Origin of the sequence: Acrocarpospora sp. B8E8 (genome assembly GCF_039871605.1) — a bacterium.
GTDB classification, from domain to species: domain Bacteria; phylum Actinomycetota; class Actinomycetes; order Streptosporangiales; family Streptosporangiaceae; genus Acrocarpospora; species Acrocarpospora macrocephala.
Genome location: NZ_JBDPLV010000017.1, coordinates 37,877 through 57,610, shown reverse-complemented (window position 1 = coordinate 57,610; position 19,734 = coordinate 37,877). Strand labels below are relative to the sequence as shown.

Here is a 19,734-nt window from a genome sequence, read left to right as displayed (position 1 = left end):
GCTAGGCCGGGGCGCCCGCCATGCCATCGCGACCAGCACGGCCACCGGGAGCCGCGGCCTACGTGCTAGCCGCAATGGCGGATTCCCACCACCGCGAGAGAATGGGCGCCGTGCGGGTCACCCCCTTGGCCGTACCGCTCACCGCGGTCGGATACGGCTTCGCGACGGTCGCGGTGCTCGCCGATGTGGACCCGGAAACCAGGCATCCCGTCGCGGTGACCGTTGTGACGGCCCTCTTCCTGTTCGCGGCCGGTGCCGTCAGCCGGCGCGGAGCCGCGTACGCCGGCGGGTTGTGCTGGCTGGCGCCGATCTGGATCGCCGGAGGCCCGTCCTGGGCCAGAAGCGCCGCGATGGCCGCGGTTCCCTTCCTGCTCCCCGCCGCCGCCCACCTGACGCTGCGACGGCCCCCGATCGCGGCCTACACGATCACCGCACTGCTGGCGGTGGGCCACACGCTCGTATACGACCCGTTCTACGACCCCGATTGCTGGCGGCTCTGCGCCAGCCTCCTCCCGGCGTTCCCGAACCAGACGGCGGCCGAGTGGCTGAGCACCTCCTGGGCCGCCTTCGCGGTGGTGTTCGGCGTCGCGGCGGCCACCCGCGCCATCCAGGACCACCGGCGGATGACCCCCGTCGCCCGCCGCGTGCGCGGACTCCCCCTGCCGCCCGGCGCTGTGGCGACGGCGACGTTCGCCCTCTACGGCACGGCGCTGCTCCTCGGCCCGGCCGAACGCCCGGACAACCCCCTCTACCTCGCGATCTTCTTCGCCCAAGCCGCCGCGCTCTGCTGCCTCGCCGCGGCCGTCATCTGGACGACCGTCGCCGGCTGGCTCAGGCGCGCCGCGGTGGGACGCCTGGCCGACGACCTCGGCTCCGCGTCCCTGCAGGCGACCCTCGGCCGGGTGACCGGCGACCCGTCCCTCACCGTCGCCTACTGGCTGCCCAGTTACGGACGCTACGTGGACAGCCGGGGCGCCGAAGTCCCCGCCGGACCGGAGCAGGGTCAGGCGGTGACCTCCATCGTCAGGGAGGGCCAGCCCGTGGCGCTGATCGCGCACGACCCCGGCAGCCGGGAACTCACCGAGCGCATCGGCCCGGCGGCCCGGCTCGCCATCGACAACGAGCGGCTGCGCGCGGAGGTGCTGGCGCAGATCGCGGACCTGCGCGCCTCCCGGACCCGCGTCGTGACGGCGGGCGACGACGCGCGCCGCGGACTCGAACGCGACCTGCACGACGGCGCGCAACAGCGCCTGCTCGCGGTGGCCTTCGAGCTCAGGCTCGCCGGGGATCCCGCGGTCGACACGGCGCTCCAGGCGCTGGGGGAACTCCGGGAGCTGGCCCACGGCATCTTCCCCGTCATCCTCGAGGAGACCGGAATCGAGGGCGCGTTGTGGTCGCTCGCCGACCGGGCGCCGTTCCCGGTCGAGATCTCCGAACTCCCCGGCGTACGCTTCGCGCCCGCCGTCGAGCGGGCCGTCTACCTGATCGCGGACCACTCGGCGCGATCGGCCACCGGACCGCTGAACGTGCGCGTGGAAGCCCGGGAAGACGTGCTCACCCTGGAGGTGACCGGAGCCGTCCCCCGCCTGCCCGGCCACCTCGGCGACCGCGCGGGCGCTCTCGGCGGCCGGGTGACCGCGACCGCCGATCACATCCGCGTGGAGATTCCCCTCGCCGGGGCTACGATGTGAGCTCCCATGTGAGCGGAGATCTCATGCGCGTGGTGGTGGCGGATGACTCGCTGCTGACCCGGGCGGGCGTGGCGTACCTCCTCAAGCAGTCCGGCTACACCGTCGCCGCGGAGGTGGACGACGCCGGCACGCTGCTGGCGGCCGTGCGCGCGGAGGAACCCGACCTGGTCGTGGTCGACATCCGGATGCCCCCGACCCACACCGACGAGGGGCTGGTCGCCGCCGAACGCATCAGGGCCGACCATCCGCGCGTCGGCGTGCTCGTGCTCTCGCAGTACGTCGAGCCCGCCTACGCGATGCGCCTCCTGCGCGACCATCCGGAACGCGTCGGCTACCTCCTCAAGGAACGCGTCTTCGACCAAGCCATCCTGGTCGACGCGCTCCGCCGCCTCGCCGACGGCGAAACGGTCATCGACCCCACGATCGTCTCCCGGCTCCTGGGCAGGCAGCGCGCGAAGGACCCCCTCGCGGCCCTGACCGCCCGCGAGCGCGAGGTGCTCGCCCTGCTCGCGGAGGGCCTGTCGAACAAGGCCATCGCGGCCCGCCTGACCATCACGGAACGCACCGTGGAGGCGCACGTGGCGCAGATCTTCGGCAAGCTGGGCCTGCTCGACGACCCCAGCTCGCATCGCCGGGTCCTCGCCGTCCTCGCCTTCATCCGCTCGGGCGGCTGAGCTCACCATCGCGTTCATGTCACACCTTGGCCTCAACTTTCTGGCGGCCTGTTGACGCGGGGTGTCAATCCCGAAATATGTGCTGCGCGGCAGATGCGTACCGATCTGTTTGCTTATGTTCTCCTGCCCACAGGGAGGTGGCAGTTGAAACGTCTTCTCGCCCTCACCGCCGTCGTCGCGTTAGGCGCGGCGGCTCTGACGGCGCCGGCTCAGGCGGCACCCTCGTCAGCCGAGCCCGCGACCAGCAAGGAGTATGTGGTCCTTTACAAGGAGGGAGCCAGCGCGGCCGATGCCCAAAAGGCGATCCAGGCGGCCGGCGGCACCATTGTGAAGGTCAATACCGCAGTCGGGCTGGCCACGGTCAGCACCACCAACGCCGGCTTCGTCGACGCGATCAAGAACAACGCGGCCATCGACGGCGTCGCCGGTAACCGCGTCATCGGCGCGGCCCCGGAAAGCGCCCGGGTCAAGGCCGACGTCCGCAAGGCCATCGAGGCCAAGGCCGTCGAGAAGGAAGGCCGCGGCCACGGCAAGTTCCCCAAGTGGAACCGCAAGCCGTCCGCCGAGCCGCTGGACGACCTGCAGTGGGACCTCGACCAGATGAAGGCCAACGAGGCGCACAAGTACGAGCAGGGCGACAAGCGCGTGCTCGTCGGCATCCTCGACACCGGTGTCGACGGTACGCACCCCGACATCGCCCCCAACTTCAGCAACGCGCTCAGCCGCAACTTCACCGTCGACATCCCGACCGACGCCAACGGCGACCGGATCGACGGGCCGTGCGCCGAAGAGCCCGACGCCTCCTGCAACGACCCGGCGAACGTGGACGAGGACGGGCACGGCACGCACGTCGCCTCCTCGATCGCCTCGCCGCTGAACAAGCTGGGCGTGGCGGGCGTGGCCCCCAACGTCACGATCGTCAACATCCGGGCCGGTCAGGACTCGGGCTACTTCTTCCTGCAGCCCTCGGTGGACGCGCTCACCTACGCCGGTGACATCGGCATCGACGTGGTCAACATGAGCTACTACATCGACCCGTGGCTGTTCAACTGCGTCGACAACGCGGCCGACTCGGCGGCGGACCAGCTGGAGCAGGCCACCATCATCAAGGCCACCCAGCGGGCGCTCAACTACGCGCACCGCAAGGGCGTGACCCTGATCGCGGCGGCCGGGAACGGCGCCACCGACTACACCAAGACGCTGACCGACGCCTCCTCGCCGGACTTCGCCTCCACGCCGGGCGAGGTGCCGCGCAGCAGGACGATCCCGCCGAGCTGCGTCTCGATGCCGAGCGAGGGCGACCACGTGGTGCCGGTCTCCTCCACCGGTATCAGCACCCGCAAGTCGTACTACTCCGACTACGGCAACGGGTACATCGCCGTGGCCGCGCCCGGTGGCGACGTGTACGACACGCCGGGCAACACCCGGGACATCACCAAGGCGACGCTCTCGGCGTACCCCGAATCGCTGGCCCGCGCCAACGGGGAGATCGACGAGAACGGCGACCCGACGGTCGAGTATGTGGTGAAGGACTGCCGGGGCAGCGTCTGCGCGTACTACCAGTACCTGCAGGGCACCTCGATGGCCTCGCCCCGCGCGGTCGGCGTGGCGGCACTGATCGTCAGCAAGTACGGCCGCAACGGCCGGGGCGGCTACGGCATGGACCCGGACGACGTGGAGCGCGTGCTCAAGGCCACCGCCACCGACACCCGGTGCCCGGCCGGCGGCACCTACACCTACACCCGCATCCTGCCGAGCGGCGCCACCGTGACCGCGACGCACACCTGTGAGGGTGGGAAGAGCAACAACGGCTTCTACGGTCAGGGCATCGTGAACGCCCTGCGCGCCGTGGGCCACTAACCCAAGAGGCCCGCTCCCCTACCGGGGGGCGGGCCTCTTCGTGTGCTCAGGCGCTGAGCAGCTTGCGGATGCGGGCGGCGCCCACCGCCAGGAGCAGCGTCGGCAGCCGGGGGCCGGTGTCGCCGCCGACCAGCAGGTGGTAGAGGAGCGCGAAGAACGCCCGCTGGGCCACCTTGATCTCCGGCGTGGGGGGCGCGTCCAGGGAGAGCCCCTGCTGGAGCTTGGGCACGCCGTACACCAGCTCTGTGAGACCCTCCAGGGACCAGTGCGCGTCCAGGCCCTCCAGCAGCAGGCGCAGCATGTTCCGCTCGGTGTCGCCGAGCCCGGCCAGCAGCGCCGTGTCGGGCTCCTCGCGCACCTGGGTGCGCTGGTCGGCGTCCATCTTCGTCTCCACCCACGCCTGCGCGCGGTCCAGCCGCGGCCGGACCTCCGCCAGCGAGGAGACCGGGTGGGCAGGGTCGAGGTCGCGCAGGATGCGCAGGATCTGCTCCTCGTGCCCGGTGGTCACGTCGACGATCGAGGCGAGCGTCCGGTACGGCACCGGCCGGGGGGTGCGCGGCAGCTCGCCCGTGGCCGTGCGGGCGGCGCGGCCGAAGGCGGCCACGTCGGCGGGGGGCGCCGAGCCGTCCTCGATCTTGCGGCCGAGGGTGTCCCACTCGTCGTAGAGCCGGTAGATCTCCTGGTCGAAGGCGATCTTGAAGGACTGGTTGGGGCGGCGGCGCGCGTAGAGCCAGCGCAGGACCGGCGCCTCCATGATCTCCAGCGCGTCGGCCGGGGTCGGCACCGCGCCCCGGGAGCTGCTCATCTTGGCCATGCCGCTGATGCCGACAAAGGCGTACATCGGGCCGATGGGCGGGTCCTGGCCGAACACCTCGCGGACGAGCTGGCCGCCGACCACGAACGAGGAGCCGGGCGAGCTGTGGTCCACGCCAGACGGCTCGAAGACCACGCCCTCATACGCCCAGCGCATCGGCCAGTCGACCTTCCACACCAGCTTGCCCCGGTTGTGCTCCGACAGCAGGACGGTCTCGGCGTGCCCGTTCGCGCAGACATAGGACATCTCGGTGGTCTCCTCGTCATAGGAGGTCACCGTGGTCGTGTCCTTGTCGCAGAACGAGCAGTACGGCTTGTAGGGGAAATATCCCGCCGCGGTGGCGCCGTCGTCCTCGGTGGCCGCGCCGGAGCCCTCGGCCGCGGCCAGCGCCGCCTCCTGGCTCGCCTCGTCGGCCCCCTGCGGCACGACCGCGCCGGGCTTGGCCTTGGTCCGGTAACGGCCCAGGACGGCGTCGATGCGCCCGCGCTCCCGCATCGCCAGCAGGATCTGGTCCCGGTAGGCGCCGGAGGTGTAGCGCTCGGTCTGGCTGATGCCGTGCACCTCGATGCCCAGCTCCTTCAGCGCCGCCACCATCGGGGCCTTGAAGTGCTCGGCCCAGGTCGCGTACGGACTGCCGGTCGGCGCCGGGACCGTGGTCAGCGGCTTGCCGATGTGCTCCGCCCAGGACGGATCGACACCGGCGGGAACCTTCCGGAACCGGTCGTAGTCATCCCAGGACAGCAGATGCACGCACTCGTACCCCCGCCTGCGGATCTCGTCGGCCACCAGGTGCGGCGTCATCACCTCGCGCAGGTTGCCCAGGTGGATCGGACCCGACGGGCTGAGACCCGAGGCGCAGACGATGGGTTTGCCGGAGCCCCGGCGCTCCGCTTCCGCGATGACCTCGTCCGCGAAGCGAGAAACCCAGTCGACCTCGTTACGCTCAGCCACGATCGAATAGTCCTTCCAGGAACCGTCCCATGATGTACGGCCAAGCCTACCGGGACCGGCCACCACCCCCCGGCCATGATCAGGACGGGAGCCCTAACTTGATCGTGGTGTTCGTTATGGCGGAATGGGCCTGGGATATCGCCGTGGAGATGGCCGTGACTGGTCGGCCGTTGTCGATCGTGGAGGCGGCCATGTCGAGGAGGGCTTCGGCGGTGCGGAGGTCGGTGGTGCGTTCGCTGAGCCGTTCGGGGACGGGCGCGGGAAGCCAGGGAGCATGTTCGGACCAGGCTCGGGTGGCCTCGGTCAGGATGCGTTTGGCGACGCCCAAGTCGATCGCGGCGTTCAGGAGCGGCGCGAGCGGGCCTGGCCGCGTGGGTGGGTGGTTTGCGGGCCATCGTCCGGACAGGACGTCGTCGAAGGGGCCGTCGCAGGCGCGGAGGGATTCGACGGTGAGGGTGTGGGCGCGGTAGCGCTGGGCCAGGGCGGGGTCGGCTGTCGCGAGGGTGAGCAGGATCTTTGTCAGGATGCGTACGCTCACGTCGGGGCCGCCGGATGAGCGCGGGACCCTGATCGCGAGCAGGCCGCTGGCCTGGAGTGTGGCGTCGTTCAGGGTTGGCGCGGCCGTGAGGGCGCGGGCCGCGGCGAGGGCTTCGAAGCCGTCCGCGAGGACGGGAACCGCGCGGCGAAGGGACAGGGCCATGGTCCACCTCCTGAAGAATTTCATGTATATCAGGTAGGCAATACCAATAAAAAGCCTGTTGACGGCAAAACCCTTATTTCCTACAGTCTAAGTAGGTAATGAGAACCGACGCCAAGCCCCGGCTGGTCGGCCGGCAAACCCCCGCGCTCGCATGGGGTGCCCCGCCGAGGGTTACCGCACCAAGGACGGCGCGCGGCTGACCGTGCGCTGGCCGTTCCTGAAGTCGTTCGCCCGGGAGCAGCGCGGCACGCTGGCCGAGCAGATCCAGGCCGAGGCGAAGAAGATCGGCTTCGAGGTGGTCTTCACCGACGTGACGGCCACGGACTTCGCGCCCAAGGCCATCGCCGGTGACTACGACCTGGTCGACTTCAGCTGGCAGCGCGCGGACGGGGACACGTTGCGCAACCTGTTCGCCATCTCCAACATCCCGAGCGGCACGTTCTTCGGGCAGAACCTGGCCCGCTACGACGACGCCGAGGTGGACGGCTGGCTGAGCGACTCGCTGGCCACCACGGATCTGGCCGAGCGGGCCGCCCTGTACGCCAAGGTCCAGCAGAAGGTGAACACCGACGCGGTGGTCTTCCCCGTGTACGTCTTCAACTACCTGCTGGGCGTGTCGAAGAACGTCCGGGACATCGCCTGGGAGCCGCAGGCGTACCCGACCTTCTACGACGCCTGGGTGTCCAAGGCATGATCCGACGGATCCCGACGGCGATCGGCACCCAGCTGGGGCCTTCGATCCAGCTGGCCGGGGCCGCCCTGCTGGTGGCGGTGGTGGCGGCCACGACGCTGGCGCTGCTCACCGCCCGGCGGAAACGCTGGATCCGGGGCCTGTCCTCGGGCCTGGAGCTGATCGGCGTCTCGATCCCGACCTTCTGGGCGGCGATCCTGTTGCTGACCGTCTTCTCCTTCCAGCTCGGCTGGTTCCCCGCGGTCGGCGACGACAGCGGCAGCAGCCTGGTGCTCCCGGTCATCGCGGTGGCCATCCCGATCACCACGATGCTCACCCAGATGACGCGGGAGAGCCTGGAGCTGACCCTGGAGGAGCCGTTCGTGCTGACCGCGCGCTCGCGCGGCATGTCCGATCTGGGGGTACGGCTCCGCCACGCGCTCCGGCACGCCCTGGTCCCGGCGGTGACCCTGCTCGGCTGGGTGATCGGCCTGATGGTGGGCAGCATGGTGGCGGTCGAGCAGATCTTCTCCCGGCAGGGCATCGGCCAGCTCACCCTGACCGCTGTGACGGGCAAGGACCTGCCGGTGGTGATGGGCGTGGTGCTGGTCACGGCCCTGCTGTACGTGGTGGTCAACATCCTGATCGACCTGCTCTATCTGGTGATCGACCCGCGGCTGCGGAGCGCCGCGTGAAGGCCCGCGTGGGGGTGGGCGCGGCGTCGGTGACGCTGGCCCTGATCACGCTGGCCGCGCTCGCTCCCGCCCTGCTGGTGGACGGCACCCCGGACCAGGCGGACGCGCTGGCCGCGCTGGAGGGCCCGAGCGCCGACCACCTGTTCGGCACGGACGCCAACGGCCGCGACGTGTTCACCCGCATCGTCTACGGCGCCGCGCCGTCGGCGAGTCCGGGTCGGGCAAGACCACGACCGCCCGGCTGGTGCTCGGCCTGCTCGCCCCCGACCGGGGGTCCGTCGAGATCGACGGGCAGCCGTGGGCGGGGCTCACCGCCCGGCGGAAGCGGGAGCTGCGGCGGCACATCCAGGTCATCTACCAGGAGGGGTGGTGCACCACGTCAGCGACCGGGTGCTGGTGATGAAGGACGGGCGGGTGGTCGAGTCCGGCGACGTCGTGCCGTACGAGTTCGCGGCGCGCGGCAGCGATGTCGTCTATGTGACGCCGCAGGACAAGGACGACGCGCGGCGGATCGTCGGGCAGGTCAGGGAGGCGGAGGCGACCGTTGGCCGGACCGGGCCCGAGCTGAAAATTTTCGCCGATCTGGTGGTGTTCCTGGGAGGTGACAAGACCCGCCTGGACGATCTCGACGGCGCGGCCCTGGTCTCGGACGCGCACATCTTCGAGGGCACGCCGGAAGGGCTCGCCGACCTGCTGGCGGGCTGGCGGGACGCGGGCCTGGACGGGTATCGCCTGCGTCCCGGGGGGCTCCCCGGCGATCTGTCCGCGCTCACCCAGGGCCTGGTGCCGGAGCTCCAGGCCAGGGGTTTGTTCCGGACGGCGTACGAGACGGCGGATCTGCGCGGGCGGCTGGGTCTGGCGCGGCCGGTCAGCCGGTATGCGAGAGCGTCGTGAAGTTCCTCGCGATGACCCTCGCCTTCTATCCTCCTCGTCACGCACAAGCTCACCGAGGTCCTCGCCGCCTCCGACCAGGTCACCGTACTCCGCCAGGGACGCGTGACCGACCGCTTCGCCACGGCGGATACCAGCGCCGACGAGCTGGTCCACGCCATGATCGGCCGCTCCCTGGCCGCACCCGCGCCCCGCCACCGGTCCCGGCCGGACGGCGAACCCGCGCTCGACGTCCGCGAGCTCACCGTCCGCGACGCCGACGGCGTGCCCCGCCTGTCCCGCGTCTCGTTCGCGGTCCGGCCAGGGGAGATCGTCGGCCTCGCGGGCGTGACCGGCAGCGGCCAGCGCGAACTCCTCGACACCGTCACCGGCCTGGGCGCGCCCGGCCGGACCGGGCAGGTCCTGCTGGACGGCGCCCCGGTCCGGCAGGGCCGCGACCCGCGCGGTCAGCCCACCAGGACCGGAACTCGCAGGAGTTGGAAGGTCGTGGTGCGGCGGAGCCGGAAGCCGAGTGATCGGTAAAGGCGGATCGCGCCGACGTTGTCCGCCACGGTGTGCAGGAAGGGGACGTCTCCGCGCTCCCGCACCCCGGCCGCGATCGCCAGCACCAGCCGCCCCGCCAGCCCTCTCCCCCGGAACGCCTCGTCGGTGCAGACGGCGCTGATCTCCGTCCACCCGGGCGGCCGCAGCCGCTCCCCCGCCATCGCGACCAGCGCGCCGTCCCGCCTTATCCCCAGGTACGAGCCGAGCTCGATGGTCCGCGGCAGGAACGGCCCCGGCTGGGTCCTCTCGACGAGGTCCATCATCTCCGGCACGTCCTCAGGACCCAATTGGACCGCTTCGTCGTCGGACGCACCGGTCACATCCTCGCCGGTCATCTGCACCCCCGCCATGTTGAACACCACCTCCCATCCCTCCGGGGGAACAACGGCCAGCCCCGCCACCGCCACCGTCCCTCCCCGCCCGGCCAGCCTGGCCACGTCGTCCCAGTCCGACGGGGACGGCCGGTCCGGCAGAGCCAGGAACGGGGAGACGTCGAGCGGATACCGCAACGCACCCCCATGCCGCTCGGCGAAGTGCGCATGAGGCCCCGTCAAGGCCGCCCACGCGGGGTTATCCAGCACCTCAGTCACGCCAGTACCTCACTCATCGCATACCTCACTCACACCAGCACCTCGATCACACCGACGCCTCGTACACACCGGCACCTCGATCACGCCAGCACCTCGCGCACTCCAGAGCTTCGATCACACCGGCGCCTCGCGCACTTCGGCACGTCGCGCATTCCAGCGGCTCGATCACTCCGGCGCCCCCCGCGTACACCAGTGCCCCGATCACTCCGGCACTTCGATCACGACCTTGCCGCGGGCGTGGCCCTCCTCCACCAGGCGCAGCGCGCTCGCGGCCTCGGCCAGCGGGAAGATGGTCGTCACATGCGGGTTCAAAGCCCCCTGAAGGACCAGCTGTGCCAGCGCGTCCAGCGTCTCCCTGCTCCGCGCCCGCGCCACCCAGACGCCCCCGAGCGCGGTCACCGTCGCCAGGTCGGCAGCGCTGACCAGCCTGCTCCGATCCTTGAGCACGTCGGCCACTTCTTCCAGAGCCGCCCGCCGACCAGGTCGAAGATCGCGTCGATCCCGTCCGGGGCAGCGGCGGCCACACGGTCCGCGACCCCAGGCCCCGGCTCCACATGGGCCACGCCCAGCGACGCGACGAAGTCCTTCTTGGCGGCGCTCGCGGTGCCCACCACGTGGAGACCGGCATGACGGGCGAGCTGCGCGGCGGCCACACCCACGCCTCCCCGACCCCGTTGATCAGCACGGTCGAGCCCGGCGGCAGGCCGAACTGCCGGATGCCGTCGTACGCGGTGGCCGCCGCGACCGGCAGCGTCGCCGCGTCCGTGAACGACAGCCCGGAGGGCTTGTGCGCGGTCAGTTCGGCGGGCAGCAGCGCGTACTCGGCGAAGCTTCCCGCGAGCGCGTTGCCGAACACCGCGTCCCCGCCCTGGAACCCCTCGACACCCGCGCCGACCTCGACCACCGCCACCATCGCTCTGGCTTGCGGGAGTCGCCTCGGACCGCGGCTTCGCGTTCGGTGCTTGCTGCCGTGAGTAGGGCTCTTGACCCTCACGTGGCGTCAGGCCGCATAGTCGGTGCCGTGGAGGATCACTGGACCGTGGGACGCGTGGCCGAGTTGGCCGGCGTGAGCGTCCGCACGCTGCATCACTATGACGAGATCAGGCTCGTTCGGCCTTCGGCGCGGACCGCGGCCGGGTACCGGGCCTATTCGGCGTGCGACGTTGAGCGATTGCGGGAGGTGCTGGCCTATCGGCGGTTGGGCTTCGGGCTGCGGGAGGTTGCGGAACTGGTCGGCGACCCGTCTACCGACGCGGTCGCGCACCTGCGCCGACTGCGCGGCCTGCTGCTGGAGCGGCGTGATCGCGCTGACGCCATGGTGGCGGCCATCGACAGGGAACTTGAGGCACGGGCGAAGGGACTGAAGGTGACACCGGAGGAGCAACTGGAGATGCTCGGTGCACGGCTGTACGACGCGATCGGCGACGCTTACACCGCGACACGGCGTACCGAGCCGCGGATCGCCGCGCAGATCTGGGACGCGCTCGGGGACGCGCAGACGGTGCTGAACGTCGGGGCCGGCACCGGCTCCTGGACAGCCCGCCGGTCAGGTGCGGTGCTGGGCGGGCATGGCGCTGTTGACAGGACAGGAGCGGCGGCGCGACCCGGTATGCCCAGGTCGATCGCCCGCAAGCTCCGCCGGTCGATCCGCGCGAGCTTGTCCTCCGCTCCGGCGAGGCTGATTCGCAGACCTTCGATATCGCCGAGCCATCCTTCGCGTGGGTTTGGTGAATCTCGCGCTGTGCCTTCCAGCAGCAGACGGCAAGCGCGCCATCACGCCTGGGTGGCGCCGCGCTCCCTTACCGCCACTGTTCGCCGCCCGTGTTGTACGCGCTGGCCGTACGCGGTTGTGCCTCGGGGCTTGTACACCGCCAGCACGGTGGCCACGACCAGCAGGAGCAGGGCGAGCACGGCATGAATCACGGGGGACGGTTCCCGCAACGCACCGAGATCGTCGCCGGGCGCCGCCGCGACGCCGGCCAGGTAGCTCAGAGTCCGCATGTACATCAGCAAGACGATGACGGCGCCGATGTTGATGAGAAGTTTGAACAGGACCCAGTAATGCCGGAAAAGACCCCACGTCGTGCCCAGTGACTGCACAAGCCCGGTGAGAAGTGATGCGAGGGCCGAAGGGACAAGGACCAGCCAGGCCGTCGGGCCCATCACGAGATACGCGGCACGTACCGTCTGAGCATCCTTGCCGGCCAGGCCCACCAGGGCGAGAGCGAGGAAGACGACGACCGCGCCAAGCCAGCCGGCAGATGACATGACATGAACGGTCAGCGCCAGTTTGCGAAGGCGGGGGGTCATGGTCATCGGCGATCGTCCACCGGCAGTGCGTGCTCCTCGGCCGCCACCAGGCGGACGGGCGGGGACGTCCCGATGCCACCAGTGTGGCGACCAGGGCCGTGAGTTCCGCCGCCGAACAGCATCAGAACGACGAAGAGCAGCGCAAGCGCCAGAGCGATGATCCCGAACACCTTCACCCAGCGTGGTGGGCCGGTGTCGTTGCTGGAACCGGAGCCGCTGGGCAGATCAGCCATCGGAGCATCCACTCTTCCTCATGCGATTGCGATGTCGAATTGGTGGCAGTTTACGAGACACTATGTCTATGTCAATACAGAGTGTCCCGATATCGTCGTTGCGTATAGTGGTGGGGTGCCCAGGATTTGGAATGACACGATCGAGGCACACCGCCGCGCGGTCCGCGAGGCCATCCTGGACACCACCGCGACGCTGGCGGCCGAGCAAGGGCTGGCGTCGGTCACGATGTCGCAGATCGCCGGGAAGACCGGCATCGGCAGGGCGACGCTGTACAAGTACTTCTCAGACGTCGAATCGATCCTGCTCGCCTGGCACCAACGCCAGATCACCGCTCACCTCGAATATCTGGCCCACGCGCGAGACCGCGCCGGCGACGCCCGCCGGCGACTCGAAGCAGTGCTGGAGGCATTCGCCCTCATCTCCCACGAGTCCCACGGTCACCATGGCACCGAACTCGGGGCCTTCCTCCACCGGGACGAACAGGTCGTCCGGGCTCAGCGGCAACTCCACGACATGGTCCGCGATCTGCTGGCCGAGGCCGCGGAGACCGGCGGCCTCCGCCAGGACGTCGCGCCCGAGGAACTGGCGACCTACTGCCTGCACGCGCTCACCGCGGCAGGCAGCCTGCCCTCCCCAGCCGCCGTGCGCCGCCTTGTCAAGGTGACTTTGGCCGGTCTGCAAGCGGAGACCGGTCCATGACACAGCACAGCCATGTCCACCCGGGCCCCGGGAAGGACCGCAGCACCGTTGTTCTCGATGTCAGCGGTCTGTTGTGGGTCTCGCAGCAGAATGCCGTCGCGGCTCGTCTCGGCCAGCGTCCCGGCGTGCTGGATGTGGAGGTCAACCCGGTCGCCCAGACGGCGACGGTGGTGTTCGACCCGAGGGTCACCTCCCTGCCGGAGTTGCGCGCCTGGGTGATCGAGTGCGGCTACCACTGCGCCGGCCAGTCGGTTCCCGCCCACATCTGCGACCCGATGGCCGAACCCGATCCGCCGGTGCCGGGCCATGCCGGGCACATCCAGGTTGAACCTGGCGTCGCTGTCCGGCCGGAGGAGCACGAAGCGCACGAAGCGCATGAGGCCCCCGACGAGATGATGGGCCATGGCGGGCACGCGGGGATGTCGATGGCCGCGATGGTGGCCGACATGCGCAACCGGTTCCTGGTGGCGGCGCTGTTCTCGATCCCGATCGTGATGTGGTCACCGATCGGCACCGACGTGCTCGGCCTGGACGTGCCGGTCCCGTTCGGGCTCCGCCAGGACGTGTGGGCGCTGCTGCTCTCCCTGCCGGTGATCCTCTACTCGTGCTGGATCTTCTTCGACGGCGCGGTACGGGCGTTGCGGGCCCGCACGCTGGACATGATGGTGCTGGTCGCGGTCGCCGTCGGCGCGGGCTGGCTGTACTCGCTGGTGGTCACGCTCACCGGCGGCGGCGAGGTGTTCTACGAGGCGGCGACCGTGCTGGCCGCCTTCGTCCTGCTCGGGCACTGGTTCGAGATGCGCGCCCGAGGCGGCGCCAACGACGCGGTCCGTGCCCTGCTCGACCTGGCCCCGCCCAGGGCGACGCTCATCCGCGACGGCGAACCGGTCGAGGTGCCCACCGCGGCGGTCGCCGCCGGAGACCTGCTGCTGGTACGGCCCGGCGCCAAGATCCCTGTCGACAGCCTGGTCGAGGACGGCCAGAGCGAGGTCGACGAATCCATGGTCACCGGGGAGAGCCTGCCGGTGCACAAGCAGCCCGGCTCGGCCGTCATCGGCGCCACCATCAACCGCAACGGAACCCTGCGCGTACGCGCGACCAAGGTGGGCGCCGACACCGCGCTGGCGCAGATCGTCAAGCTGGTCCAGCAAGCCCAGAACTCCAAAGCGCCCGGGCAGCGGCTGGCCGACCGGGCGGCGTTCTGGCTGGTCCTGGTCGCCCTGGTCGGCGGGGGGCTCACCTTGGGCGCCTGGCTTATGGCCAGGGAGCCGTTCAGCGTGGCGATCCTGTTCGCCATCACCGTCGTCGTCATCACCTGCCCGGACGCGCTGGGCCTGGCCACCCCGACCGCGATCATGGTCGGCACCGGCCTGGGCGCCCGGCGAGGGGTGCTGTTCAAGAACGCGATCGCCTTGGAGACCTCCGCCCGCGTCCAGGTCGTCGTATTGGACAAGACGGGCACCCTGACCAGGGGCGAGCCGGAGGTCACCGACGTCATCACCGACGGCTGGGCCGAGGACGACCTGCTGGCGCTGGTGGCCGCGGTGGAGCGGGAGTCGGAACATCCGCTGGCCGAGGCCATCGCCGGCCATGCCGACGCCCGCGGGCTGAACCGGACGCGGGCCGAGCGGTTCGAGAACGTGCCCGGCCACGGCGCCGTCGCCGAGGTGTCCGGGCATCGCGTGGCGGTGGGCAACCGGCGCCTGCTGGAACGTGAGGGGATCGCCCTGGGCACGCTCGGCCCGCGTCGCGACGAGGTGGCCGAGGGCGGCAGAACGGCGGTCATGGTCGCGGTCGACGGCGTCGCGGCCGCGGTGATCGGCATCGCCGACGCCCCGCGGAACACCTCCGCGACGGCGGTGGCCGCGCTCCATGAACTCGGGGTCGAGGTGGTCATGCTGACCGGCGACAACACCGCGACCGCCAACCGGATCGCCGGACAGCTCGGCATCGACACCGTCATCGCCGACGTGCTGCCAGGGGACAAAGCCGCCGCCATCGCCCGGCTGCAGGCCGGTGGCCGCAAGGTCGCCATGGTGGGAGACGGGGTCAACGACGCCCCCGCCCTGGCCCAGGCCGATCTGGGTATCGCCATCGGCGCGGGCACGGATGTGGCCATCGAGACCGCCGATGTGGTGCTGATGCGCTCAGACCCGCTGGACGTGCCCACGGCGCTGCGCATCGGCCGGGGCACGCTGCGCAAGATGCGGCAGAACCTGGGCTGGGCGATCGGCTACAACACCCTGGCCCTGCCCATCGCGGCGGGTGTATTCGAGCCCGCGTTCGGCCTGATGCTCCGCCCCGAGATCGCGGCGGTGTCGATGTCCGGCTCCAGCCTCATCGTCGCCGTCAACGCCCTGACCCTCAAGCGGCTGCGCCTCCAGCAACCCCAATGATCACCCACGGGTGGAGCCGGACAGTGATCCACACGGCGCCGTGCTCCTGAGCGTGTACGACGTTCTCCTTACGCAAGGACTTGGCGTACACGCCGCAGTTCTGCCACGTGGGGTCGCAAACAGAGGGCTTGACTATCGATCGCTGGACAGAGCTATCATCGCCACATGGCGATTAATGAGGGTGGGCGGTGTGTCACCGCCGACATCGCGGCTGGTATCTCCCCTGCCGCGGCACTGTTTCACTCGCTGGCCGATGAGACGCGGCTGCGGATCGTGGCCCGGCTGGCCCGCGGTGAAGTACGCGTCGTGGACCTGACCGCCGAACTCGGGCTGGCCCAGTCCACGGTGTCCAAGCACCTGGCCTGCCTTCGTGACTGCGGCCTGGTCGACTACCGGGCCGAGGGCCGCCAGTCGTTCTACGCCCTGACCCGGCCCGAGCTGATGGACCTGCTAGCGGCGGCCGAGCATCTGCTCGGCGCCACCGGTCACGCCATCACGCTGCGTCCTGGCGAACCGGTCAGCGGCTTGGTGGACGCCGAGCCGGAGCCCGCGTCATGACCACCGTGAACCTTGACGCCGTGCCGGCACGCCGCACGAAGTTGCGGAGCCGGATCCGGCTGCTGGTGGCGGCCACCATCACCTACAACGTGATCGAAGCCGCCATCGCGCTCACCGCCGGGACCATCGCCTCCTCCGCGGCGCTCATCGGCTTCGGCCTGGACTCGGTGATCGAGGTGGCCTCGGCCGCCGCCGTCGCCTGGCAGTTCTCGGTCGCCGATCACGAGCGGCGGGAGAAGGCCGCGCTGCGGGTCATCGCGCTGTCCTTCTTCGCCCTGGCCGCCTACGTCACCTTCGACGCCGTACGCGCCTTGCTGGGCAGCGGAGAAGCCGAGCACTCCACACCCGGGCTCATCCTGGCCGCGCTGTCCTTGCTGATCATGCCCTTCCTGTCGTACGCCCAGCGCAGGACCGGCCGCGAACTCGGCTCGGCGAGCGCGGTCGCCGATTCCAAGCAGACCCTGCTGTGCACCTACCTCTCGGCGGTCCTGCTGGTCGGGCTCGCGCTCAACAGCCTGTTCGGCTGGTCCTGGGCGGACCCGATCGCCGCCCTGGTCATCGCCGCCGTCGCGGTCAAGGAAGGCCGTGACGCCTGGCGAGGCGACGTCTGCTGCGCGCCACTCCAGTCAGCCGGTAGGGCATCCGCCGAACCCGGGACGGCGGCGTGCGCGGACGGATGCTGCCACTGATCAGATCAGGGTGGAAGCCCGGCTCAGGACCACGGCGATGCCGTACGCCAGCCCAATGACCGCCACCTCGACACTCCCCCACGCGATCAGACTGGTGCGTTCCCGGCGGATGACGCGCGGGAGCAGCCACCAGCGGATCTTCGCCCCGAGAACGGCCACGACCAGCAGGCCGCGGTTGGGCGCGGCCAAGACGAGAAGCGCTGAGTCACTCGTCACGGTGACGGCGAGAATCGGCCTGGCACCGATCGCCGGTGCCAGGGAATCACCGAACCATTCGAGTTGTGGAGACGGTTTCCACGAGATAGGCGCGCTGTCGTTTCGTGAGATCGCCGACTGTGCGGGTGGGCTCGATGCCTTCAGCCGCCAGCAGGTCTTCCACGCCATCGCCGTACAGACCGCGCAACAGCCACCCGATGTAGGTCTTCTTCGTCAGTTTGTCGGTACGGGCGAACACCTCGGACAGGCTGAGTCGCCCTTCGGTCAAGGCTGCCCGCAGCTGCTTCCTGTCGAGAGGAGGAGAAGGAGTAGGAATTCCTGAGGCCGCCGGGGCAGCCGCCCGTCCTGCTGCCTGCTCACCGCCAGCTTCATGCCCACCACGGCCGTACGGAGGAGAACACCCGCCACCACGCCGATCAGAATGGGCTCGACCTGAGGCGGGATGGGGCTGATCGTGGCGATCAGGACGCCGACCGCCGGACTGACGCACGAGACCGTCAGCCATGGCGTCAGCCGTTGTTTCGCCATGTCCAGGAGCGCGGTCAGGGCCAGACCTTCGCTGGTGGAATGGACCATGAGGGCGATCACCACAATGGCGGACGCGGTCAGGGCCAGTGTCGCGCCCTCGACCGCGCGGTGCACCGACAGCGCCGCCGCCGTACCCATGCCGCCGAACACCGCGGCGCTGAGCACCTCCTTGACCCGGCGGTGCAGACCGGGCGCGTGCTCGCCACCGGCCGGTTTGGAGCTTTCATGGTCGTGCCCGCAGCCCTTCCGGGTGAAATAGGTGATCACCAGGAATCCGAACAGGATCGCCAACCCCAGTGCCCATACCGGGACGCCGTTCTCGTTCGCCCCCTGCCAGGCGTCCGGGAGCATGTCGATCAATGCGGTGACCAGCATCAGCGCGGACGCGATGGCCAGCAGCGCGGTGACTTGCCGGGATTTCCGCCTGGCCAGCCAGGCGCCCGCCAGGGTGGACAAGGTGATCAAGATAACGGCCAGCCACACTGCCATACCTGGAGGTCGTCCTTCCAACGTCGGCTCCATCAGGAGCATCGCGTGATCCCTTCTTCGAGGTCGTGACGGTCGGGGACCGCCGGCGCGCGGCCGGCGGTCCCCGGGTGATTCACTCCGCGGCGCAGCAGCCGTCCTGAGTGGCGTCGCCGGCGCAACCCGCAGTGCTCTGTTCCGCGGGCTCATTCAGGTGATGTTCGGTGTGTTCGTCGTGGGCATGTGAGGCGTGGGGGTGATGGGCATGCGTCATGGCATCCTCCGAGTAGGGCTCCCACCTGCGTTCATTACTGAGAGTAGATATCCCACTACTCAACGTTTACACATCTGAGCAAGTGTTCAAGTCTGCCGAGGGGGCCGATGACCTAACGCTGAGTAGTTGTTGACATCCCTCGGGTACGCCCTCGCACGCGCTGCGCCTGCTGCGCACCCACCGGGTGGTCAAGGCGCGCCGCTCCGGGCGGATGGCCTACTACCAGCTGGCCGACTCCCACGTCCGCATGCTGTTCGACCTCGCGATCACCCACATCGGCCACGACGAGCGAATCGATGTCTGACCACGGGCACGGGCATGGGCATGGGGTCAGCGGGGAGGCCGACCGTCGTTACCTGAGCGGCGCGCTCGCCCTGATCGTCGGTTTCATGGTGATCGAGGTCGTCATCGGCGTCATCGCCCAATCGCTGGCGCTGATCTCCGACGCCGGGCACATGCTCACCGACGCCATCGCCATCGTCGTCGCCCTGATCGCGATGCGCATCTCCGCCCGTCCGCCACAAGGTGGCTTCACTTACGGGCTCAAACGCGCCGAAATCATCTCAGCGCAGATCAACGGCATCACCCTGCTCCTGCTCAGCGCGTACTTCATCGTCGAGGGGGTACGCCGGATCGTCGAACCTCCCGACGTCGAGGGCCTGTACGTGGTCGTGACCGGCCTGGCGGGCATCGCGATCAACCTGGCGGCCACCTGGCTGATGTCCAAGGCCAACCGGACCAGCCTCAACGTCGAAGGCGCCTACCAGCACATCCTCAACGACCTGTTCGCCTTCATCGCCACCACGATCGCCGGAGCGGTCGTCTGGCTCACCGGCTGGGGCCGCGCCGACGCCCTCGCCGCCCTGATCGTCGCCGCCCTCATGCTCAAGGCCGGCTGGGGTCTGGTCCGCGACTCCGGCCGCGTCTTCATGGAAGCCGCCCCCGTCGGCATGAACCCCGCCGAGATCGGCGGCAGGGCCGCCTCCCTCGACTCCGTGGTGGAAGTCCACGACCTGCACATCTGGGAGGTCACCTCCGGCTACCCCGCGATGTCCGCCCACATCCTGGTCAAGCCCGGCGCCGACTGCCACGCCGCCCGCGTCGCCGCCGAGCGCCTCGTCCACGACCAGTACGGGATCGAGCACACCACCCTGCAAGTCGACCACGCGCCCGAAGCACTGCTGACGGTCGGCGCCCACTGCGCCGACCCCCAGGGCCCCTCCCACAAAGCCGGCACCCCTGGAGCCGAGGCGTGATCACCGTAGCCTTACTCGCCTCGGCCTCCT

General features: G+C 70.0%; 25 protein-coding genes and 1 riboswitch. Of the genes, 14 read left to right on the top strand and 11 right to left on the bottom strand.

Features of this window, described 5'->3' with window-relative positions; all coding sequences use genetic code 11:
* Nucleotides 1-110 precede the first annotated feature (110 nt).
* The 3 genes from ABGB08_RS18690 (at nucleotide 111) to ABGB08_RS18680 (ending at nucleotide 4,225) form a co-directional block, all read left to right on the top strand.
* Complete coding sequence (locus tag ABGB08_RS18690) at nucleotides 111-1,691, top strand: hypothetical protein (protein WP_347591900.1); 1,581 nt, start codon at nucleotides 111-113, stop codon at nucleotides 1,689-1,691.
* A gap of 23 nt (nucleotides 1,692-1,714) precedes the next feature.
* Nucleotides 1,715-2,365, top strand: coding sequence for a response regulator transcription factor (locus tag ABGB08_RS18685; RefSeq protein ID WP_155354265.1), 651 nt, complete (start codon nucleotides 1,715-1,717; stop codon nucleotides 2,363-2,365).
* A 144-nt stretch (nucleotides 2,366-2,509) separates the two neighbouring features.
* Nucleotides 2,510-4,225: a S8 family serine peptidase gene (locus ABGB08_RS18680; protein ID WP_347591898.1), complete on the top strand. Its 1,716-nt coding sequence runs from the start codon at nucleotides 2,510-2,512 to the stop codon at nucleotides 4,223-4,225.
* 46 nt (nucleotides 4,226-4,271) lie between these two features.
* On the opposite strand, the gene lysS is transcribed toward ABGB08_RS18680, so the two are convergent.
* Nucleotides 4,272-5,990 (bottom strand): lysine--tRNA ligase, encoded by a 1,719-nt coding sequence (lysS, locus tag ABGB08_RS18675; protein ID WP_347591896.1) that lies wholly within the window; start codon nucleotides 5,988-5,990, stop codon nucleotides 4,272-4,274.
* 79 nt (nucleotides 5,991-6,069) lie between these two features.
* Complete coding sequence (locus ABGB08_RS18670) at nucleotides 6,070-6,690, bottom strand: hypothetical protein (RefSeq protein WP_347591894.1); 621 nt, start codon at nucleotides 6,688-6,690, stop codon at nucleotides 6,070-6,072.
* Between the two features lie 94 nt (nucleotides 6,691-6,784).
* Nucleotides 6,785-6,882: riboswitch (SAM riboswitch) on the top strand.
* Between ABGB08_RS18670 and ABGB08_RS18665 the strand changes: the two genes are divergently transcribed.
* From ABGB08_RS18665 to ABGB08_RS18645, 5 genes are all read left to right on the top strand, one after another.
* On the top strand, nucleotides 6,842-7,384 hold the full coding sequence (locus tag ABGB08_RS18665; RefSeq protein ID WP_347591892.1) for a hypothetical protein: 543 nt from the start codon (nucleotides 6,842-6,844) through the stop codon (nucleotides 7,382-7,384). (Overlaps the previous riboswitch by 41 nt.)
* Entirely contained in the window at nucleotides 7,381-8,055 is a 675-nt protein-coding gene (locus ABGB08_RS18660) for an ABC transporter permease (protein WP_347591890.1), read from the top strand. The genes ABGB08_RS18665 and ABGB08_RS18660 overlap by 4 nt, the downstream gene beginning before the upstream one ends.
* A gap of 244 nt (nucleotides 8,056-8,299) precedes the next feature.
* Nucleotides 8,300-8,455, top strand: a complete 156-nt coding sequence (locus ABGB08_RS18655; protein WP_347591888.1) for a hypothetical protein — start codon at nucleotides 8,300-8,302, stop codon at nucleotides 8,453-8,455.
* Nucleotides 8,425-8,949, top strand: a complete 525-nt coding sequence (locus ABGB08_RS18650) for a hypothetical protein (protein WP_347591886.1) — start codon at nucleotides 8,425-8,427, stop codon at nucleotides 8,947-8,949. The genes ABGB08_RS18655 and ABGB08_RS18650 overlap by 31 nt, the downstream gene beginning before the upstream one ends.
* Nucleotides 8,950-9,051: 102 nt before the next feature.
* Nucleotides 9,052-9,468, top strand: a complete 417-nt coding sequence (locus ABGB08_RS18645) for an ATP-binding cassette domain-containing protein (RefSeq protein ID WP_347591884.1) — start codon at nucleotides 9,052-9,054, stop codon at nucleotides 9,466-9,468.
* Here ABGB08_RS18645 and ABGB08_RS18640 read toward each other — a convergent pair.
* The 3 genes from ABGB08_RS18640 to ABGB08_RS18630 form a co-directional block, all read right to left on the bottom strand.
* The gene (locus ABGB08_RS18640) at nucleotides 9,393-10,079 is read right to left on the bottom strand and encodes a GNAT family N-acetyltransferase (RefSeq protein WP_347591882.1); all 687 of its coding nucleotides are present in this window, start codon (nucleotides 10,077-10,079) and stop codon (nucleotides 9,393-9,395) included. The two genes, ABGB08_RS18645 and ABGB08_RS18640, sit on opposite strands and share 76 nt — an antisense overlap.
* A 201-nt stretch (nucleotides 10,080-10,280) precedes the next feature.
* Entirely contained in the window at nucleotides 10,281-10,478 is a 198-nt protein-coding gene (locus tag ABGB08_RS18635) for a zinc-binding dehydrogenase (protein WP_347591880.1), read from the bottom strand.
* Nucleotides 10,475-10,732, bottom strand: a complete 258-nt coding sequence (locus tag ABGB08_RS18630; RefSeq protein ID WP_347591878.1) for a zinc-binding dehydrogenase — start codon at nucleotides 10,730-10,732, stop codon at nucleotides 10,475-10,477. Before ABGB08_RS18630 ends, ABGB08_RS18635 begins: the two co-directional genes overlap by 4 nt.
* Between ABGB08_RS18630 and ABGB08_RS18625 the strand changes: the two genes are divergently transcribed.
* A complete protein-coding gene (locus tag ABGB08_RS18625; protein ID WP_347591876.1) occupies nucleotides 10,706-11,053 on the top strand; it encodes a hypothetical protein in 348 nt (115 codons plus the stop codon). The genes ABGB08_RS18630 and ABGB08_RS18625 overlap by 27 nt on opposite strands.
* Nucleotides 11,054-11,852: 799 nt before the next feature.
* On the opposite strand, the gene ABGB08_RS18620 is transcribed toward ABGB08_RS18625, so the two are convergent.
* Together ABGB08_RS18620 and ABGB08_RS18615 are read right to left on the bottom strand one after the other, a co-directional pair.
* The gene (locus tag ABGB08_RS18620) at nucleotides 11,853-12,395 is read right to left on the bottom strand and encodes a hypothetical protein (RefSeq protein WP_347591874.1); all 543 of its coding nucleotides are present in this window, start codon (nucleotides 12,393-12,395) and stop codon (nucleotides 11,853-11,855) included.
* On the bottom strand, nucleotides 12,392-12,622 hold the full coding sequence (locus tag ABGB08_RS18615) for a hypothetical protein (protein ID WP_347591872.1): 231 nt from the start codon (nucleotides 12,620-12,622) through the stop codon (nucleotides 12,392-12,394). Before ABGB08_RS18615 ends, ABGB08_RS18620 begins: the two co-directional genes overlap by 4 nt.
* A gap of 115 nt (nucleotides 12,623-12,737) precedes the next feature.
* Between ABGB08_RS18615 and ABGB08_RS18610 the strand changes: the two genes are divergently transcribed.
* Nucleotides 12,738-13,322: a TetR/AcrR family transcriptional regulator gene (locus ABGB08_RS18610; RefSeq protein ID WP_347591870.1), complete on the top strand. Its 585-nt coding sequence runs from the start codon at nucleotides 12,738-12,740 to the stop codon at nucleotides 13,320-13,322.
* Entirely contained in the window at nucleotides 13,319-15,718 is a 2,400-nt protein-coding gene (locus ABGB08_RS18605) for a heavy metal translocating P-type ATPase (RefSeq protein WP_347591868.1), read from the top strand. The genes ABGB08_RS18610 and ABGB08_RS18605 overlap by 4 nt, the downstream gene beginning before the upstream one ends.
* Here ABGB08_RS18605 and ABGB08_RS18600 read toward each other — a convergent pair.
* Nucleotides 15,687-15,854, bottom strand: a complete 168-nt coding sequence (locus tag ABGB08_RS18600; protein ID WP_347592063.1) for a DUF3105 domain-containing protein — start codon at nucleotides 15,852-15,854, stop codon at nucleotides 15,687-15,689. The genes ABGB08_RS18605 and ABGB08_RS18600 overlap by 32 nt on opposite strands.
* Before the next feature lie 29 nt (nucleotides 15,855-15,883).
* Between ABGB08_RS18600 and ABGB08_RS18595 the strand changes: the two genes are divergently transcribed.
* Nucleotides 15,884-16,276 (top strand): metalloregulator ArsR/SmtB family transcription factor, encoded by a 393-nt coding sequence (locus ABGB08_RS18595; RefSeq protein ID WP_347591866.1) that lies wholly within the window; start codon nucleotides 15,884-15,886, stop codon nucleotides 16,274-16,276.
* Nucleotides 16,273-16,965: a cation transporter gene (locus ABGB08_RS18590; protein ID WP_347591864.1), complete on the top strand. Its 693-nt coding sequence runs from the start codon at nucleotides 16,273-16,275 to the stop codon at nucleotides 16,963-16,965. Before ABGB08_RS18595 ends, ABGB08_RS18590 begins: the two co-directional genes overlap by 4 nt.
* On the opposite strand, the gene ABGB08_RS18585 is transcribed toward ABGB08_RS18590, so the two are convergent.
* From ABGB08_RS18585 to ABGB08_RS18575, 3 genes are read right to left on the bottom strand one after another with little or no spacing between them, the layout of a single operon-like run.
* Entirely contained in the window at nucleotides 16,966-17,181 is a 216-nt protein-coding gene (locus ABGB08_RS18585; protein ID WP_347591862.1) for a hypothetical protein, read from the bottom strand.
* Nucleotides 17,182-17,227: 46 nt separating this feature from the next.
* Nucleotides 17,228-17,419, bottom strand: a complete 192-nt coding sequence (locus tag ABGB08_RS18580; protein ID WP_347591860.1) for a hypothetical protein — start codon at nucleotides 17,417-17,419, stop codon at nucleotides 17,228-17,230.
* A 26-nt stretch (nucleotides 17,420-17,445) separates the two neighbouring features.
* A complete protein-coding gene (locus ABGB08_RS18575) occupies nucleotides 17,446-18,198 on the bottom strand; it encodes a hypothetical protein (RefSeq protein ID WP_347591858.1) in 753 nt (250 codons plus the stop codon).
* 546 nt (nucleotides 18,199-18,744) lie between these two features.
* Here ABGB08_RS18575 and ABGB08_RS18570 point away from each other — a divergent pair.
* Nucleotides 18,745-19,704 (top strand): cation diffusion facilitator family transporter, encoded by a 960-nt coding sequence (locus tag ABGB08_RS18570; RefSeq protein ID WP_347591856.1) that lies wholly within the window; start codon nucleotides 18,745-18,747, stop codon nucleotides 19,702-19,704.
* Nucleotides 19,705-19,734: the final 30 nt, after the last annotated feature.

Excerpts from the sequence above, each read along its gene's own strand:
- ABGB08_RS18685 (WP_155354265.1), top strand. The coding sequence starts at position 1,715 with ATGCGCGTGGTGGTGGCGGATGACTCGCTGCTGACCCGGGCGGGCGTG.
- ABGB08_RS18670 (WP_347591894.1), bottom strand. The coding sequence starts at position 6,690 with ATGGCCCTGTCCCTTCGCCGCGCGGTTCCCGTCCTCGCGGACGGCTTC.
- ABGB08_RS18665 (WP_347591892.1), top strand. The coding sequence starts at position 6,842 with ATGGGGTGCCCCGCCGAGGGTTACCGCACCAAGGACGGCGCGCGGCTG.
- ABGB08_RS18660 (WP_347591890.1), top strand. The coding sequence starts at position 7,381 with ATGATCCGACGGATCCCGACGGCGATCGGCACCCAGCTGGGGCCTTCG.
- ABGB08_RS18625 (WP_347591876.1), top strand. The coding sequence starts at position 10,706 with ATGACGGGCGAGCTGCGCGGCGGCCACACCCACGCCTCCCCGACCCCG.
- ABGB08_RS18620 (WP_347591874.1), bottom strand. The coding sequence starts at position 12,395 with ATGACCATGACCCCCCGCCTTCGCAAACTGGCGCTGACCGTTCATGTC.
- ABGB08_RS18615 (WP_347591872.1), bottom strand. The coding sequence starts at position 12,622 with ATGGCTGATCTGCCCAGCGGCTCCGGTTCCAGCAACGACACCGGCCCA.
- ABGB08_RS18605 (WP_347591868.1), top strand. The coding sequence starts at position 13,319 with ATGACACAGCACAGCCATGTCCACCCGGGCCCCGGGAAGGACCGCAGC.
- ABGB08_RS18595 (WP_347591866.1), top strand. The coding sequence starts at position 15,884 with ATGGCGATTAATGAGGGTGGGCGGTGTGTCACCGCCGACATCGCGGCT.
- ABGB08_RS18590 (WP_347591864.1), top strand. The coding sequence starts at position 16,273 with ATGACCACCGTGAACCTTGACGCCGTGCCGGCACGCCGCACGAAGTTG.
- ABGB08_RS18575 (WP_347591858.1), bottom strand. The coding sequence starts at position 18,198 with ATGGCAGTGTGGCTGGCCGTTATCTTGATCACCTTGTCCACCCTGGCG.
- ABGB08_RS18570 (WP_347591856.1), top strand. The coding sequence starts at position 18,745 with ATGTCTGACCACGGGCACGGGCATGGGCATGGGGTCAGCGGGGAGGCC.